The sequence below is a fragment of the Cryptosporangium japonicum genome (genome assembly GCF_039524755.1).
GTDB lineage: Bacteria > Actinomycetota > Actinomycetes > Mycobacteriales > Cryptosporangiaceae > Cryptosporangium > Cryptosporangium japonicum.
In genome coordinates this window covers 215,037-228,111 of the sequence record NZ_BAAAGX010000006.1, presented here as the reverse complement: position 1 = coordinate 228,111, position 13,075 = coordinate 215,037, and the positions used below count along the sequence as shown (strand labels likewise).

The 13,075-nt window shown below is 71.2% G+C and carries 17 protein-coding genes, 1 tRNA gene and 2 pseudogenes; 10 read left to right on the top strand and 10 right to left on the bottom strand.

Annotation, left to right across the window (positions count from 1 at the left end):
• Positions 1-63: 63 nt before the first annotated feature.
• A pseudogene (locus ABD437_RS05975) lies at positions 64-585 on the top strand (chemotaxis protein CheB); the annotation flags it as partial.
• A 111-nt stretch (positions 586-696) separates the two neighbouring features.
• Positions 697-1,248: an STAS domain-containing protein gene (locus ABD437_RS05970; protein WP_344647717.1), complete on the top strand. Its 552-nt coding sequence runs from the start codon at positions 697-699 to the stop codon at positions 1,246-1,248.
• Here the strand turns inward: ABD437_RS05970 and ABD437_RS05965 are convergent.
• Positions 1,237-1,887, bottom strand: a complete 651-nt coding sequence (locus ABD437_RS05965) for a GAF and ANTAR domain-containing protein (RefSeq protein ID WP_344647716.1) — start codon at positions 1,885-1,887, stop codon at positions 1,237-1,239. The genes ABD437_RS05970 and ABD437_RS05965 overlap by 12 nt on opposite strands.
• Positions 1,888-2,186: 299 nt before the next feature.
• On the opposite strand from ABD437_RS05965, the gene ABD437_RS05960 reads away from it, so the two are divergent.
• Complete coding sequence (locus ABD437_RS05960) at positions 2,187-4,037, top strand: SpoIIE family protein phosphatase (RefSeq protein WP_344647715.1); 1,851 nt, start codon at positions 2,187-2,189, stop codon at positions 4,035-4,037.
• 32 nt (positions 4,038-4,069) lie between these two features.
• On the opposite strand, the gene ABD437_RS05955 is transcribed toward ABD437_RS05960, so the two are convergent.
• Positions 4,070-5,845 (bottom strand): AfsR/SARP family transcriptional regulator, encoded by a 1,776-nt coding sequence (locus ABD437_RS05955; protein WP_344647714.1) that lies wholly within the window; start codon positions 5,843-5,845, stop codon positions 4,070-4,072.
• Positions 5,846-5,932: 87 nt separating this feature from the next.
• Here ABD437_RS05955 and ABD437_RS05950 point away from each other — a divergent pair, with 87 nt between their 5' ends.
• The gene (locus ABD437_RS05950; RefSeq protein WP_344647713.1) at positions 5,933-6,412 is read left to right on the top strand and encodes a nuclear transport factor 2 family protein; all 480 of its coding nucleotides are present in this window, start codon (positions 5,933-5,935) and stop codon (positions 6,410-6,412) included.
• 115 nt (positions 6,413-6,527) lie between these two features.
• On the opposite strand, the gene ABD437_RS05945 is transcribed toward ABD437_RS05950, so the two are convergent.
• Entirely contained in the window at positions 6,528-7,082 is a 555-nt protein-coding gene (locus ABD437_RS05945) for a TetR/AcrR family transcriptional regulator (protein WP_344647712.1), read from the bottom strand.
• 83 nt (positions 7,083-7,165) lie between these two features.
• On the opposite strand from ABD437_RS05945, the gene ABD437_RS05940 reads away from it, so the two are divergent.
• Both ABD437_RS05940 and ABD437_RS05935 read left to right on the top strand, forming a co-directional pair.
• Positions 7,166-7,861 (top strand): SGNH/GDSL hydrolase family protein, encoded by a 696-nt coding sequence (locus ABD437_RS05940; RefSeq protein ID WP_344647711.1) that lies wholly within the window; start codon positions 7,166-7,168, stop codon positions 7,859-7,861.
• Positions 7,862-7,866: 5 nt separating this feature from the next.
• Positions 7,867-8,439 carry a GNAT family N-acetyltransferase gene (locus tag ABD437_RS05935; protein ID WP_344647710.1) on the top strand — a complete coding sequence of 191 codons (573 nt, stop codon included), beginning with the start codon at positions 7,867-7,869 and terminating at the stop codon, positions 8,437-8,439.
• Here the strand turns inward: ABD437_RS05935 and ABD437_RS05930 are convergent.
• Together ABD437_RS05930 and ABD437_RS05925 are read right to left on the bottom strand one after the other, a co-directional pair.
• Positions 8,355-8,627 (bottom strand): hypothetical protein, encoded by a 273-nt coding sequence (locus tag ABD437_RS05930; RefSeq protein ID WP_344647709.1) that lies wholly within the window; start codon positions 8,625-8,627, stop codon positions 8,355-8,357. The two genes, ABD437_RS05935 and ABD437_RS05930, sit on opposite strands and share 85 nt — an antisense overlap.
• An 89-nt stretch (positions 8,628-8,716) precedes the next feature.
• A complete protein-coding gene (locus ABD437_RS05925) occupies positions 8,717-9,127 on the bottom strand; it encodes a HEAT repeat domain-containing protein (RefSeq protein ID WP_344647708.1) in 411 nt (136 codons plus the stop codon).
• A gap of 215 nt (positions 9,128-9,342) precedes the next feature.
• Between ABD437_RS05925 and ABD437_RS05920 the strand changes: the two genes are divergently transcribed.
• Positions 9,343-9,477, top strand: coding sequence for a hypothetical protein (locus ABD437_RS05920; protein ID WP_344647707.1), 135 nt, complete (start codon positions 9,343-9,345; stop codon positions 9,475-9,477).
• Positions 9,478-9,606: 129 nt separating this feature from the next.
• The gene (locus ABD437_RS05915; RefSeq protein WP_344647706.1) at positions 9,607-9,912 is read left to right on the top strand and encodes a hypothetical protein; all 306 of its coding nucleotides are present in this window, start codon (positions 9,607-9,609) and stop codon (positions 9,910-9,912) included.
• A gap of 164 nt (positions 9,913-10,076) precedes the next feature.
• Here the strand turns inward: ABD437_RS05915 and ABD437_RS05910 are convergent, their stop codons facing one another.
• Together ABD437_RS05910 and ABD437_RS05905 are read right to left on the bottom strand one after the other, a co-directional pair.
• A complete protein-coding gene (locus tag ABD437_RS05910; protein ID WP_344647705.1) occupies positions 10,077-10,343 on the bottom strand; it encodes an arsenate reductase/protein-tyrosine-phosphatase family protein in 267 nt (88 codons plus the stop codon).
• Positions 10,340-10,528, bottom strand: a pseudogene (locus tag ABD437_RS05905) (arsenite S-adenosylmethyltransferase); the annotation flags it as partial. The pseudogene ABD437_RS05905 and the gene ABD437_RS05910, both read right to left, overlap by 4 nt.
• Between ABD437_RS05905 and ABD437_RS05900 the strand changes: the two are divergent.
• Positions 10,466-10,846, top strand: coding sequence for an ArsR/SmtB family transcription factor (locus tag ABD437_RS05900; RefSeq protein ID WP_344648159.1), 381 nt, complete (start codon positions 10,466-10,468; stop codon positions 10,844-10,846). The pseudogene ABD437_RS05905 and the gene ABD437_RS05900 sit on opposite strands and share 63 nt — an antisense overlap.
• 183 nt (positions 10,847-11,029) lie before the next feature.
• Here ABD437_RS05900 and ABD437_RS05895 read toward each other — a convergent pair.
• Positions 11,030-11,111 (bottom strand) — tRNA-Tyr (locus ABD437_RS05895).
• Positions 11,112-11,211: 100 nt separating this feature from the next.
• Between ABD437_RS05895 and ABD437_RS05890 the strand changes: the two genes are divergently transcribed.
• Positions 11,212-11,703 carry a YajQ family cyclic di-GMP-binding protein gene (locus tag ABD437_RS05890; protein ID WP_035857905.1) on the top strand — a complete coding sequence of 164 codons (492 nt, stop codon included), beginning with the start codon at positions 11,212-11,214 and terminating at the stop codon, positions 11,701-11,703.
• 88 nt (positions 11,704-11,791) lie between these two features.
• On the opposite strand, the gene ABD437_RS05885 is transcribed toward ABD437_RS05890, so the two are convergent.
• Both ABD437_RS05885 and ABD437_RS05880 read right to left on the bottom strand, forming a co-directional pair.
• Positions 11,792-12,589 carry an MBL fold metallo-hydrolase gene (locus ABD437_RS05885; protein WP_344647704.1) on the bottom strand — a complete coding sequence of 266 codons (798 nt, stop codon included), beginning with the start codon at positions 12,587-12,589 and terminating at the stop codon, positions 11,792-11,794.
• Positions 12,590-12,595: 6 nt separating this feature from the next.
• Entirely contained in the window at positions 12,596-13,039 is a 444-nt protein-coding gene (locus ABD437_RS05880) for a TIGR03618 family F420-dependent PPOX class oxidoreductase (protein ID WP_344647703.1), read from the bottom strand.
• Positions 13,040-13,075 lie beyond the last annotated feature (36 nt).

Sequence of the window (13,075 nt, the reverse complement as noted above, 5' to 3'; positions counted from 1 at the left end):
CGGCGAGCGCATTCGACGTGGTGATCATCGCCGCGTCGCTGGGCGGCCCCGCCCGCGGGCTTCCCGGCCGCGGTGCTGGTGGCCCAGCACCGTTCACCGGGCCTGGAGAGCGTCTTCACCGACGCGCTCCAACGGCGCACGGCCCTCCCGGTCCGGTCGGCCTCCGAAGGTCAGCCGATCCGTACTCCCGGCATCACGGTCCTGCCCGCGCGCCAGACCGCCGCGGTCGAGGACGGTCTGCTGCGCCTCCAGCCCGCGAGTGATTTCCGCTGCGCCGACGGTCTGATGAGTAGCGTCGCCGCCGTCCACGGCCCGCGGGCGATCACGGCCGTCCTCACCGGTCGCCTCGACGACGGCGCGGCCGGCACCCGGGCCGTCAAACGACACGGCGGCCGGACGCTGGTGCAGGACCCGCGCACCGCCAGCGCACCCGACATGCCCGGCGCCGCGCTGGCCACCGGCTGCGTCGATCTCGTCCTTCCGCTCGGCCACATCGCCCACGCCCTGGTCGCCCTCACGATGGCTCCCGGCGCCGCGGACCTCTTCCGGGTGCCGCCGGCCCCCTGGGCCCAGTTCGCCGCCTGAGTCGGGCGTCCGCGCGGACCGGACGTCCGGTCCAGCGGATAAGGTTGCGGTGCCGGCGCGGCTTTCCGAACCGAGGGCACGCGGCCGGCGCCACGACGGGACGACCGCGGCATGGACGAACCACTCTCTTTCCGGACGCCCGGCGATTCGGGGCTGACGATCACGGTGACCCGCACCTCCGTTCAGGAGACGCGGCTCGCGGTCGCCGGTGAACTCGACCGGACCACCGGCGGCCAGCTCATCGACGCCGTCGACCGAGCTCTCGCCACCGGCCGGCCCCGGACGATCCGGGTCGACCTGGCCGGGCTCACGATCATCGACGCGGGCGGGCTGCGCACCCTGGGCTACGCTCGGGCACGCTGCGCCGCAGCGGCCTGCGAGCTGTGGCTACGCGACGCGCCACCGGCCGTGCTCCGCCTCTTGAGCCTCGCCGGTCAGTGGGTCGAGACGGCTTCCACCGATCACGACCCCGGGTTGGCCCGCAAGCTGGCCGACGACCGCCGGTTGATGGCCATCCACCTGGACAACGCCGCCGCATTGCAGACGTCCGCGAGGGAAGCGGCCAGCCGTGCCCACGAGATGCGTCGGCACAATGCCGCGCTCCGTGCGCGTATCGCTGCGCGACGTCCGCACGAGCCGGGCCACGGGAGTTCAGCCGAGTAGTTCGCCGGTCTCGGTGAGGTGGCGGGCGATCTCCGCCATCTTGACGTTCGTCCGCTGGCTGACGTGCACCAGAACGGTGAACGCCTGGTCCGCGGTGAGCTTGTGCCGCTCCATCAGGATGCCCCTGGCCTGGCCGATCACCTCACGGACGCCGAGCGCCCTGGTGAGGTGTTCGATCCGCTGCGCGTCACCCATCGCCACCGCCGCGTGCGTCGCGAACAACAACCCGGCCTGTTCCGACTCGTCGGTGAACGCCTTCGGCTCGGACGCGTACAGGTTCAGCGCGCCGAGATCGTCGCCGTTGACGTAGAGCTGGAACGACACCATGCTGCCGATGCCCAGGTCGGCGGCGCGGGCACTGAACGTCGGCCACCGGGGCTCGTCGGACACCGTCGGAAGCCGGACGGTGTAGTGCTCGAACAGGCTGTCCAGGCACGGACCCTCACCGGTGTCGTACTGCGCCTGGTCGACGCGGAGGACCAGCTCGTCGGTCGCGACCGGGGTGTAGACCTCGCGACGCCGCCTGACCTGCGAGATCGCCGCGTACCCGGCGCCGGGCACGGTGTCGACCGCCGCCTCGACGATCGCCTGCAGCGTGCCCTCCAGCGTGGGCTCGGACTGCAGTCGCCGCGCGACCACGCCAAGCTGCTCGGCTAGGATTTCCGGCTGGACCGAACCGGTGTAACTGGACGAGGGCCGCCCCTGGACGACAGGGGCGTCGGGTTCCGCCATGCCGCCTCCCTCCGGGCCGGATCCAGCTCCGTGTCCGACGGCCCGACTATGCCATGTCGTCCCCGCGGAATCGGTCGGCGTGGATGTGGGTAGCCCGCGCCAATGGACCTGAGTGACGACGAGCGGATCGGTGATGCGGCGACCGTGCGGAGCCGATTCGACTCCTCGGGCTGATCCTCGCCTCCTACACCGGCCCCGAGCTGCGCGTGGTCGCCGCTAATGCCGCCTTCCGCGCGTTCGTCGGCGACGAGCACGTCGTCGGCCGCGCCTATTCCGAGGTGTTTCCGGGGTTCGCCGCTCAGCAGATCAGTCCGATGGTGCAACGCATCTACGCCACCGGCGAACCGCAGACGGGACGGGGGTGGCGCTTCCAGGTCGACTCGGACGGCACCAGCCCGGCTCGCGAGTTCTTTCTCGATTTCGTCATCGAGCCCTACCGGGAGGCCGACGGCACGATCGTCGGGGTCTCCGGCATCGCCATCGACGTCACCGAGCAGGTCCGCCGCCGAGAGGCCGACCAGCAGCACGCCGCCGAGGCCGAGCACCGGTACGCCCAGGCCCGCGACGTGATCACCGACCTCCAGCGCCGGCTGCTTCCGCCGGGTCTCCCCGTACTGCCCGCCGTACGGGTCGCCGGGAGCTACCTGCTCGCCGACACCGAGGACGCGGCCGGCGGCGACTGGTTCGACGCGATCCCGCTCCCCGACGGGCGGGTCGCGCTCGTCGTCGGCGACGTGGTCGGGCACGGGGTGGCCGCGTCCGCGGCGATGGGGCAACTGCGTGCGGTGATCCACGACCGGCTCGACGAGACCGGCGACCTCCTCGCCGCGATCCGCGCCGCCGACCGGATGGCCCGCCGGGTACCCGAAGCGCACGCGGCCACCGTGTGCATCGCCGCACTCGATCCCGCGGACGGCACGCTCACCTACTGCTCGGCGGCACACCCTCCGCCGCTGATCGTCAGCGCGGACACCGCCCGGTTCCTGCCTCCGTCCGGCGCCCGGCCGTTGGGCACCGGCGCCGGCTACGACGTTGCCGCCGACCACCTCGACGTCGACGACGTCGTCCTCCTGTACACCGACGGCATCGTCGAACGTCCCGGTCGAAACCCGGCCGCAGCCACCGTGGAGCTCTCCCAGGTCGCCGTCGACGCGGTCGCCGGCCGCGGTTTCCACGGGCCGCTGCCGGCCATCGATCGCGCCTGCACCCAGACGCTCGAGCTCCTGGTCCGCCAGACCGGGCACACCGACGACATCACGCTGCTCGCCGCCCAACGACGCACCCCACCGGCCCCGTTCGAGTGCACGCGGCCCGCCGATCACGACACGATCCGCGCCGTCCGGCACGCGTTGGACGCCTGGCTGCACGACCACGACACCGGGGAGAACGACCGGTTCCTGCTCGCCCACGCGATCGGTGAACTGGTCACCAACGCCGCCGAGCACAGCCGCCCCGACACCGTCGGCGGAACGGTCACCGTCACGGCCGAGCTCGGCGACGACGCCGTGGTGACGGTGCGCGTCGCCGACGACGGGCAGTGGCGCGACCGCCCCCGTACCGCGGAGCCGGGATCCCGGCTGAGCGGCGGCCTGGGGCTGGCCATGACCGCCGAACTCGTCGACGACCTCGACCTGCACCGCGGCCCGGACGGCACCACCGCGACGGTCCACCACCGGCTGACGCGCCCGGCCCGGCTGCTGACCACCGAGGAGATCCACCACGGCGTGCCGGCCCACCCGTCCGAGCCCGTCTCCGACCTGTTGCTCGTCCTGGACCAGCCGCAGGCACCGGCGAGCCGCATCGCCGTCCACGGGCCGCTGGACGCCACCACCGCACCGCAGTTCGCCGCCGAACTGACCCGGCGCACGCTCGGCGGCACCCACCCGCTGACCGTCGACCTCACCGCCGTGACCCACCTGGCCAGCAGCGCCGTGGCCGTCCTCGCCCGGCGGCACGACACCGCGCTGTCGCTCTACGCACCGGCAGGCAGCCTCGCCCACCACGTCCTGAGCCTCGTCGCGCTCCCGCACGTCACCGAGGACCCGCACTTCGGGTGACGCGCACCGGCGGCGTGCTCAGCGGTCCGGGCTCACGCGTGGACGAGTCCGGCCAGTGCGGCGCGGCAGCGGTCCGTTCCCTCGACCTGCTGGGCCCGGCGCCGCGCGAAAGCCTGGATCAGTGGTGAGTACCAGTAGGTGTCGGCGCTGACCGCCTGCAACAGATGAGCGTCGACCAGGTCTTCCAGAGCGGCGCGCGTCTCGGCGCGGGGCAGTCCGGTCATCGCGATCACGTCGTCCACGTCGCGGAACGGCGTGACCGCGAGGGCGCCGACGCGGAAGACGGTGGCCGCCACCGCGTCGAGCCGGCCCTCCGCCCGGCGCATCGGCTCATCGACGATCTTGCAGTCCTCGTGCATCACGACCGGCTCGCGAAGATCCTCGTCCAGCTGAGCCATGATCCGTTCGACGGTCCACATCGGCCTGTCCAGGAGCCGCGCGGCGGCGACGCGTATCGACAGCGGGTGGCCCGAGCAGGCGGCGACCAGCTCGGCCGCCGGGCCCGGCTCGGCGGCGCCCCGGTGGTGCCCGGCGATCTCGCCCAGCAGGGCCAGCGACTCGTCGTCGCTGAGCGGCCCGAGCCGCAGCCAAGACACGGCCGGCAGTCGCAGCAGCCGGCGCGTCGCCGTGACGATCACGGCGCAGGCCGGCAGGAGCGGCTCGACCTGAGCACTGCTGTCGGCGTCGTCGAGAACGACGAGCATCCGGCGTCCGGACGCGACAGTGCGCCACAGCGCGGAGCGTTCCGCCACCGTGTCCGGCACGGCGACGTCCGGCCGCACCGTGCGCAGCAGTGATCCGAGCGCCTCGTGGACACCCATCGGCTGCCCGGTGCGGGCACGTAGGTCCAGGTGCACCCGGCCGTCCGGGAAGTGGTCGGCGAACAGGTGGGCCACGTGTACGGCCAGGGTCGACTTGCCGGCGCCGCCGAGACCGGTGATGCCGGCCAGCGCCACCCCGTCCTCGGTGAGGACGCGACGCAGCCGCTCGATCTCGGCGTGGCGGCCGGTGAAATCCCGGATACCGGGGGGCGTCTGGTCGGGCCGGACCGGCGGTGTCGCCGCCCGAACGACCGCCTCGTCGCCCTGCAGCAATCGCTGGTGCAGCCGCTGGAGCTCGGGGCCGGGCTCGATGCCGAGCTCGCGGCGCAGGCGGGTCCGCAACCGCCGGAACGCCTCGAGCGCCTCCACCGTCCGGCCGCAGCGATGCAGAGCAGTCATCCACAGCTCGGTGAGACGTGCGTCCATCGGTCGTTCGGCGACCGCCGCGCCCAGCTCCGCGCAGATCGGTTCGTGCCGGCCGAGCGCGAGTTCGGCGTCGAACCACTGCTCACGAGCCGTGCGGTAGGACTCGTCCAGGCGGGCGCGTTGGCCGGCGACGAAGTCCGCGTGCACGCCGCCGAGGGCCGGGCCGGCCCACAGGTCCAGCGCTCGACGCAGGGTCGCCGCGGCGTCGTCCACGTCGCCGGCCCGCCGCGCGCGGCGCGCCCGCCGCACCAGCCGATCGAACTGCTCCACGTCGACGTCGGCTCGGTGCCGTACGACGAAATAGCCGCTCGCCGAGCGTCGGAGCTCGACGTCCTCGCCGGGGAGGAGCTGCCGTAACCGGGCGGCGTAGGTGCGCACGGTGCTGTGCGCCGATGGCGGCGGCTCCGGGCCCCACAGCGCGTCGACCACGTCGTCGATCGGCACCGGCGTGTTCCGCAGGAGCAGCAGGCTCAACAGCCCGCGTTGCTGGGGTGAACCCAGCGTGATGTCACCGGCGTCCGTGATCGCGCGAACCGGGCCGAGCAGAGTGAAACGCACCATTTGATCGTCCCGAACGACGTGGGTTTCTCCCACCGAAGTATGCGCCGCGTCAACGTTTTGTCGGCGCGCGGCTAGTTGGCTGGGCTCATGACCGAATCAACTGCACTGTCGGCGCTGACGGATCACGCCTCCATCGTCGATACCCTGCACCGCTACGCCGCCGGCCTGGACCTCGGTGACGCCGATCTGCTGGCTTCCTCGCTCACCGAGGACGCGACCGTCGACCTAGGGCCGGCGATGCGCCGCATCGGCTACGACTTCCCCCCGTTGCAGCCGCGCGAGACCGTCGTCGGCGCGCTGATCGCCGCCGTGGGACCGCTGGACTCGAGCCACTCGATCAGCAACGTGCGCAGCACTGTCGACGGGGACACGGCGACGGTCCACGCGTACGCCCAAGCTCAGCACTTCAAGCCCGGGGTGGGGTCCGACCCGACCGTGACCCGGCACGCGCTGATGATGAACCGGTACACCGCCACGATGGTCCGCGACGGCGCAGCGTGGCGCATCAAGCAGCTCGACATCGCCAACGCCTGGTTCGACGGCGACCCCACCATGCTGCTCGGGTGACCAGCCTCACTCAAGCCACTCGTGCCGGCTGATGACCCAGGGCGAGCTGGGATCAGCGCGCTCAGCGATATGGCCGAGGGGCACCGTGGCCAGTTGCGGGTGCGAGCCTGACCGATCACTGATCGAAGAGGATGTCGGCCGCGCGGGCGAGCACCTCGGCCCGGCTCCGCTGCCCGTGATCGGCGGCCAGGAAGTGCTCGCCGATCGCGAGGCAGAAGGCCATCAGACTGCGCGCCTCGACCTCCTCGGCATCGGCGCAGAAGGTGCCGATCATCGTCCTGAGCAGCGTCATGCGGCGGTTGTCGACCCGGCGCAGGCGCGCCGCGACCTGCTCGTCCCGGCGCGCCCAGTCCCGGATCGCCAGGTCGATCGGGAGTAGCCGGTCGCTGGAGAAGGTGAGCAGACCGGCCCGCCGGAGCTTGGCCTTGGCGTCGCCGCCTTCGCGCTCGACACGCTCGAGCACCTCGTCGGTGCTCTCGCGCTCCCAGGTGTCGAGCATCGCGGTCAGCAGGGCGTCCCGGTCGGCGAAGTACCCGTAGAACCCGCCCTTGGTGACGCCCAGGGCCTTCGCCAGCGACTCGATGCGTACGGCGTCCGGGCCGCCGGTCGCGAGGGCGTGCAGCCCTTCGGTGACCCACCGGTCACGGGAGGTCCGAATCGTGCCTGCCACGGAAACTCCTTCTATCTATACGGGCCCGTACAGATGACGCTAGTCTCGATCTATACGCAATCGTATAGATCGAGGTGTCTGCCATGACCATCCACCTGCAACTGCTCACCGTCGCTCTGCAGGGGGCGTGGGTGCGTGCCATCACCGAAGCACCCCCACCGCCGGCCGCGGGCCCGACCGAGGGAGTCGTCGACGGCGACGGCGGCCCGCCGCTCCGCCTCCTCGTGGTGGGCGACTCCACCGCCGCCGGCTGCGGCGTCGACACCCACGCCGACGCGTTCACCGGCAACTTCGCCGACGCGCTCACCGTGCGGACCCGGCGTCCCGTGCACTGGCGGGTGGTCGGCCAGTACGGTGCGACCGCCCGCCGGATCCGTCACCGACTCGTCCCGTCGGCCGGGACCGGCTACGACCTGGCGGTGCTGCTGTGCGGCGGCAACGACGTCATGAGCCGCCGCGGTGCCGCCCAGTGGCGGGACGACCTGACCGCGATCGTCAGCGAGCTGGAAGACCGCGCCGACCGGGTGACGATCGTCGGCATCCCGCCGTTCGTCACTTTCCCGGCGCTTCCCGCTTCTCTCGGACGCTATCTGAGTGGCCGCGCCGACGCGCTCGACGACGTCTCCCGGCAGATCTGCGCCACCTCGTCGCGGACGACCTGGGTCACGGCCACCGGGGTACCCACGCGGAACTTCTTCGCCTCCGACGGCCTGCACCTCTCGGCCACCGGCTACCGCTACTGGGCCCGGTCCATCGCGAGCCAGCTCGACCTCGGATGAGCACCGTGACGACGGCCTCGGGCGACCGGGTGCTGGTGCGCCGGGCCACGGCGAGTGACCTGACCGCCGTCAACGACCTGCACGAACGCTGCTCGACGCGGACGCTCTGCCGCCGCTACCACGGAGGCCGCGACCGACTGCGCGCCGGCGAATGGCGACGCATGGTCGACCCCGCCGCCGGACGCGCGCTCGTGCTGGCGGCGTCGGACCACCCCGGGCGGCTGATCGGCTACGCCACCCTGCTCCGGAGCGCACCCGGCGGGATGGCCGAGGTGTCGCTCCTGCTCCAGGACGACTGGCAGCGGCGGGGCATCGGCTCGGCGATGGCGCGCCATCTCGTCGACGCCGCGCGCCGGGCACGCCTGCCCGGGCTGGTCGCCTGGACCGAGGCGGGCAACCTCGGAGCGGTCACGATCCTGCGCGCGTCCGACGCCCAGCCCGAACGAACCGGGCACGGCGAAACCCGGTGGACGCTCGGTTTCCGGGAGCCACGTCAGACGACCGCGGCGAGAACGCGGTCGAGGAAGTCACGCAGGTCGCGGCCGACGACCGTGATGCCGCGATCGGTGCCTTCGTAGACGCCGGCCAGGTACGAGGCGCCCTGCAGCCGAAGTATTCGGCCGGTCTCGATGTCGATGGCGTAGAGGTCGCCGCCGCCGGTGCTTCCGAAGACCACGATCTCGATGGCGCGAGGCGCCGAGGGCCAGTCGAGCCGGTCGGCGAGTGCGTCGGGGATCCACGGCAGATGCGTGCGCAGCAGTGACATTTGAGGCGCGGACGCTGGCGGGCCCACCAGCGCGACGGCAGTCCTGAGTCGCTCGCCCCAAGGGGCCACCCAATCATCGTCCGACACCACTACCACCACGTCGACGGGTGTCCGAGTCGCCACAGGCGACCACGCCAGCGTGCGCGCCGAGGGTGCAAGTAGGTCGTGATGTCCCCCAACGCGTCGGTCGCGGTTCCCCGGACGTGCGGCTTCTGACGCGCCCGCCGCAGTGCGGGTACCACACGATCCTCGTCGAGCTGGCGGTAGACCCGGGCCAGGTGACCGAGACAGGTGGCGGCCAGCGACTGCACCTGGGGGTCGTCGTGATCGAGGAGGGCCAGGAACAGGCTTTGGGCCTCCCGCCAGTCGCCGTCGCCGTACAGCGCGCACCCGACCATGGCATTTGTCGCGGCGGGGATGTCCGCACGGTCGAGAGCGCTCAGCACATCGTCGGGCGTCGCCGGTGGAGGATTGTGAAAGATGTGGTGCTGGTGGCTCACGACCGCTCCAGTGCATCCGCGCGGCTCTGCTCGGTTGTCCAACTCTGCGCTCCAGGGGCCATTCGGGCCAGTGAACCACCCTGCTGACGGCGGCCTGAGCGAGTGTTCGCAAGCGAACGTTCCGGCCGTTGCGCCGCCGATCGAGCGTGCCCGGCTTTCCCGCGAAGCTAGTGGCACAGCAGGAACACACACTTTCTTCTTGGAGGCTGGACGACATGAGCGGCTGCTACGACTACTCGTACGACTACAACCAGTGCAACGACTGGGACTACAACGAGTGCAAGCCGCGCCGTCGTCGCCACCACAAGAAGCGCTACAACGACTGCTGGGACTACAACCCCTGCAGCTGATCGTCTTCTTCGCCGCGGCCCGGAGCGCACGATGCGCCCCGGGCCGCGTTCTGTCCGGCCCGCCGGATCCCCGGCCAGGCCTTGCGCGGCGAGGTCCTGGACGACAGCAGCCGCACCGTGGCTGTGTTCATGTCGTTCCTCTACGACCACGTCGGGGGGCGTGAAGTTTTCACGGACCTCATCGTGGGTCCTTGGGGCGAGGGCGCCGATCCACGCGAACGTTTGACCTTCTCGTCCCGCACCGGCCCGGTCGACGGTGGTTCGATCGCCTCGACACTGCTGGACGGCGCTTCGCTGGCCCCCGACGTTCCGCTCTACGGGACCAAGGTGTCACGCGAGGACGGGCTGGCTCATCCGCAGATCGCCACCATCTGGGCCTACTTCGACTCCGTACTGGCCGATGTCCCGGCCGTGAGCGCCCATCTCGGTCGGTGAGCCGCGCCGACCTGGGGCTCCGGCCGGATGGAAGTGTGTATGCCCCCGGTCGACGCGGATCGGGCGTGTCGGAGGTCTGCGGCGTGCTCACCGCCACCCCCGATCCGCGGAGGGCCGCCCGGTGTGTTCGGGGGCCGCTGTGAGCGCGCGGTCCTGCCGTTGGGTCAGTGTTGGGTGAGTTCGGCGAGGAGCTTCTCGACGCGTCCGCGGATCTCGTCGCGGACCTGGCGGACGACCTCGATGCCGACTTCGCGCATCGCGTCGACCGCGACGGGGTTGATCGACTCGGCGGGTGCGGAGCTGGCTGAGCGGACCTCGACGGTGTCACCGGCGAGATGGGTGAGCCAGCCGGTGGCCATCTGGGAGCGGCCGGCGTTGTGAACGCAGACGAACAAGACGCTGGGCTCCGGCGCGGTGGTGGGTTCGGTCATCGCAGGTTCCTGTCGATGGCGTCGGCGGATTTGGTGGCGCGGACGATCGCGCCGTGGAGGCCCGGTCCGGCTTCGTGAGTGAAGGTCACCGACGAGTCGGCGAACCCGGCCGCGGCGAGCCCGTGGAGGTATTCCGAGCGGGAGAGGGCGCCGGCGATGCAGCCGACGTAGCTGCTGCGGTGTGCTGCGCCCCGATCGCCGGGACCCCGTTGTCAGCGGCGGAAGCCGAACAACTAGCGGCACTGCTCAAGGCGATTGCCGAGCCCACGCGCCTGCGGTTGCTGTCGCTGGTCGCCGCGCACGAGGGCGGCGAGGCCTGCGTCTGCGATCTCACCGATCCGGTGGGGTTGTCCCAGCCGACCGTGTCGCACCATCTCAAGGTGTTGGTCGACGCCGGGTTGCTGCTCCGGGAGAAGCGAGGGGTGTGGGCATACTACCGCCTCGTACCCGAGCGGCTGAACCAGATCAGTCAAGCGCTCGGCCAGCCCTCTTCGCGCCCGTAGCACAGGCTGCGACCGGCGCGAACTCGCGTGTCGGCCACGGACGTGGTCGCCGTGCGTCCGGCGTCAGTGATGGCCTTGGAACACAGTCGGAGACAACTCGGCGGAGCCGAGCCCTGAAGCCAGCGGACACGCAACAGCCCCTGTCCAGCGTTTCCGCTGGCCAGGGGCTGTTTGCCCTGCGTGTGGCGGGTGAAGGATTCGAACCTTCGTAGGCTGAGCCGACGGATTTACAGTCCGCTCCCTTTGGCCACTCGGGCAACCCGCCTGGGGTCTTGCACTTGCCGCACTGCCAAGAGGGAGGATAGCCAATGACCTAGCCCGGGCACCAATCAGGTACCCGACACAACCGGGAGGAGCAGCACACAGTGGCGGACTCGTCGTTCGACGTCGTCAGCAAGGTCGACCGGCAGGAGGTCGACAACGCTCTCAACCAGGCCGCCAAGGAGCTCAGCCAGCGGTTCGACTTCCGGGGCACGAACGCGTCGGTCAGCTGGGCGGGGGAAGAGGCGGTCACGTTCCAGGCCGACACCGAGGAGCGCCTGCTCGCGGCGCTCGAGGTGTTCAAGGACAAGCTCGTCAAGCGGGGCATCAGCCTTAAGGCGTTCGACGCCGGCGACCCGCAGCAGTCGGGCAAGTCCTACAAGCTGTCCGGGACGATCGTCCAGGGCATCGAGAGCGAGAAGGCGAAAAAGATCGCCAAGGCCATCCGGGACGAGGGGTTCAAGGGCGTCCAGGCCCAGATCCAGGGTGACCAGCTGCGGGTCAGCGGCAAGAAGCGCGACGACCTGCAGGCCGTGATCGCCCTGCTCAAGAACGAGGACTTCGGCATCCCGCTGCAGTTCGTGAACTACCGCTAGGCGCGCGTGACGCCGGCGGCTCCGTGGTCGCCGGCGTCCGGAGCGCGTCCCCGGTGCCCGGCCTCGGCGTCCACGGCCACGCGGATCGTCAGCCGAGCCAACGGCGGCCCTGGCCGACGAGCACGCGGCCGAACTGCAATTCGGGGAAATGCGCACCGGCGCCGAGCGTCGCCGGGTCCTCGAGCTCGCGGAACAGCCGCTCACGCACCCGCGAGGCCAATTCGGGGTCCACGTCACCGATCGACTGCCACGTCGGCTCGTCCAACTGAACCGGGCACACGATCGCGTCCCCGAGCAGGAACGCACGGGCACCACCCGACGCCACGATCACGCTCAGGTGCCCCGGGGTGTGCCCCGGCGTCATCGTCACCGAGATCCCGGGCGCGATCGTCATGTCCTCGGCGACCGGACGCAGCCGGGTGGACCCGCGGAACCCGGCCCGGATGTGGTCGAACATCCACACCGACGGATCCAGCACGAAATGGTGCCAGTCGGGAGCGCCGAACCAGATCGTCGCGTTGCCGAACGTCGGTGACGCGGAACGGTCGAAGAGCCAGCCCGTGTGGTCGGAGTGCAGATGCGTGCAGACCACGTCGGTGACGTCGGCCGGCGCCACCCCGAGCGCGCGCAGCCCCACGAGCAGCTGACCGCCGACGAGCAGCCGCCGCGGGCCGCTGTCCCGCATCTGCGGGCCCATCCCGGAGTCGACCAGTATCGTCCGGTCCCCGGTGCGGACGAGGAAACACCCGATCGGCAGGAACGCGAACCCGTCCGAGCCGAACAGATCCTCGTGCCCCTCGGCGCGGACGTGGTCGCCGAAGTACTCCGGCGACGCGCGGAACGTCCCGTCGGCGAGCGGGTGGACGTCGATGTCCCCGATCAGCATCCGCGTCTACCCGTTCGAGTAGATCCGCGACGGGGTGACCAGCACCGCGGTGCGCCGTTCGGCCGCCATCACCCGGTCGTACTCGTCGAAGTCCTCGTGGGTGCCGCCGGCCGCGGTGAAGACCTCACGCAACAACAACCGCAACCGCTCGGCATCGACGCCGCCCACCGGATCGTCCGGCCCGATCAGCTGGGCCGTTCCCTCGACCGTGATCCACTCCCACCCGACGCGCAGCACCAGCGTCGTCCGCGGACGTTCGCGCAGGTTGGCGAGCTTGCGCGAGCCACCGACGGCGACGTACCCGACGACCTGCTCGCCGCTCACCGGATGCGCGAGCACGCCCGCGTTCACCACCGACGACTGAATGCTCCCGTCGGCCCGTGACGTCGAAACCACGACGAGCCCGTGCTCACGCGTGACAAAACGCGCGACATCCGTGAGGTCGGCCATGCGACCGACTGTATGCCTCGCGGCCGAGCCCAACTA

Bases quoted from the DNA above. Each gene is read 5' to 3' on its own strand.
- ABD437_RS05970 (WP_344647717.1), top strand. From the start codon at position 697: ATGGACGAACCACTCTCTTTCCGGACGCCCGGCGATTCGGGGCTGACG.
- ABD437_RS05955 (WP_344647714.1), bottom strand. From the start codon at position 5,845: ATGGTGCGTTTCACTCTGCTCGGCCCGGTTCGCGCGATCACGGACGCC.
- ABD437_RS05950 (WP_344647713.1), top strand. From the start codon at position 5,933: ATGACCGAATCAACTGCACTGTCGGCGCTGACGGATCACGCCTCCATC.
- ABD437_RS05940 (WP_344647711.1), top strand. From the start codon at position 7,166: ATGACCATCCACCTGCAACTGCTCACCGTCGCTCTGCAGGGGGCGTGG.
- ABD437_RS05930 (WP_344647709.1), bottom strand. From the start codon at position 8,627: ATGTCACTGCTGCGCACGCATCTGCCGTGGATCCCCGACGCACTCGCC.
- ABD437_RS05920 (WP_344647707.1), top strand. From the start codon at position 9,343: ATGAGCGGCTGCTACGACTACTCGTACGACTACAACCAGTGCAACGAC.
- ABD437_RS05915 (WP_344647706.1), top strand. From the start codon at position 9,607: ATGTCGTTCCTCTACGACCACGTCGGGGGGCGTGAAGTTTTCACGGAC.
- ABD437_RS05910 (WP_344647705.1), bottom strand. From the start codon at position 10,343: ATGACCGAACCCACCACCGCGCCGGAGCCCAGCGTCTTGTTCGTCTGC.
- ABD437_RS05885 (WP_344647704.1), bottom strand. From the start codon at position 12,589: ATGCTGATCGGGGACATCGACGTCCACCCGCTCGCCGACGGGACGTTC.
- ABD437_RS05880 (WP_344647703.1), bottom strand. From the start codon at position 13,039: ATGGCCGACCTCACGGATGTCGCGCGTTTTGTCACGCGTGAGCACGGG.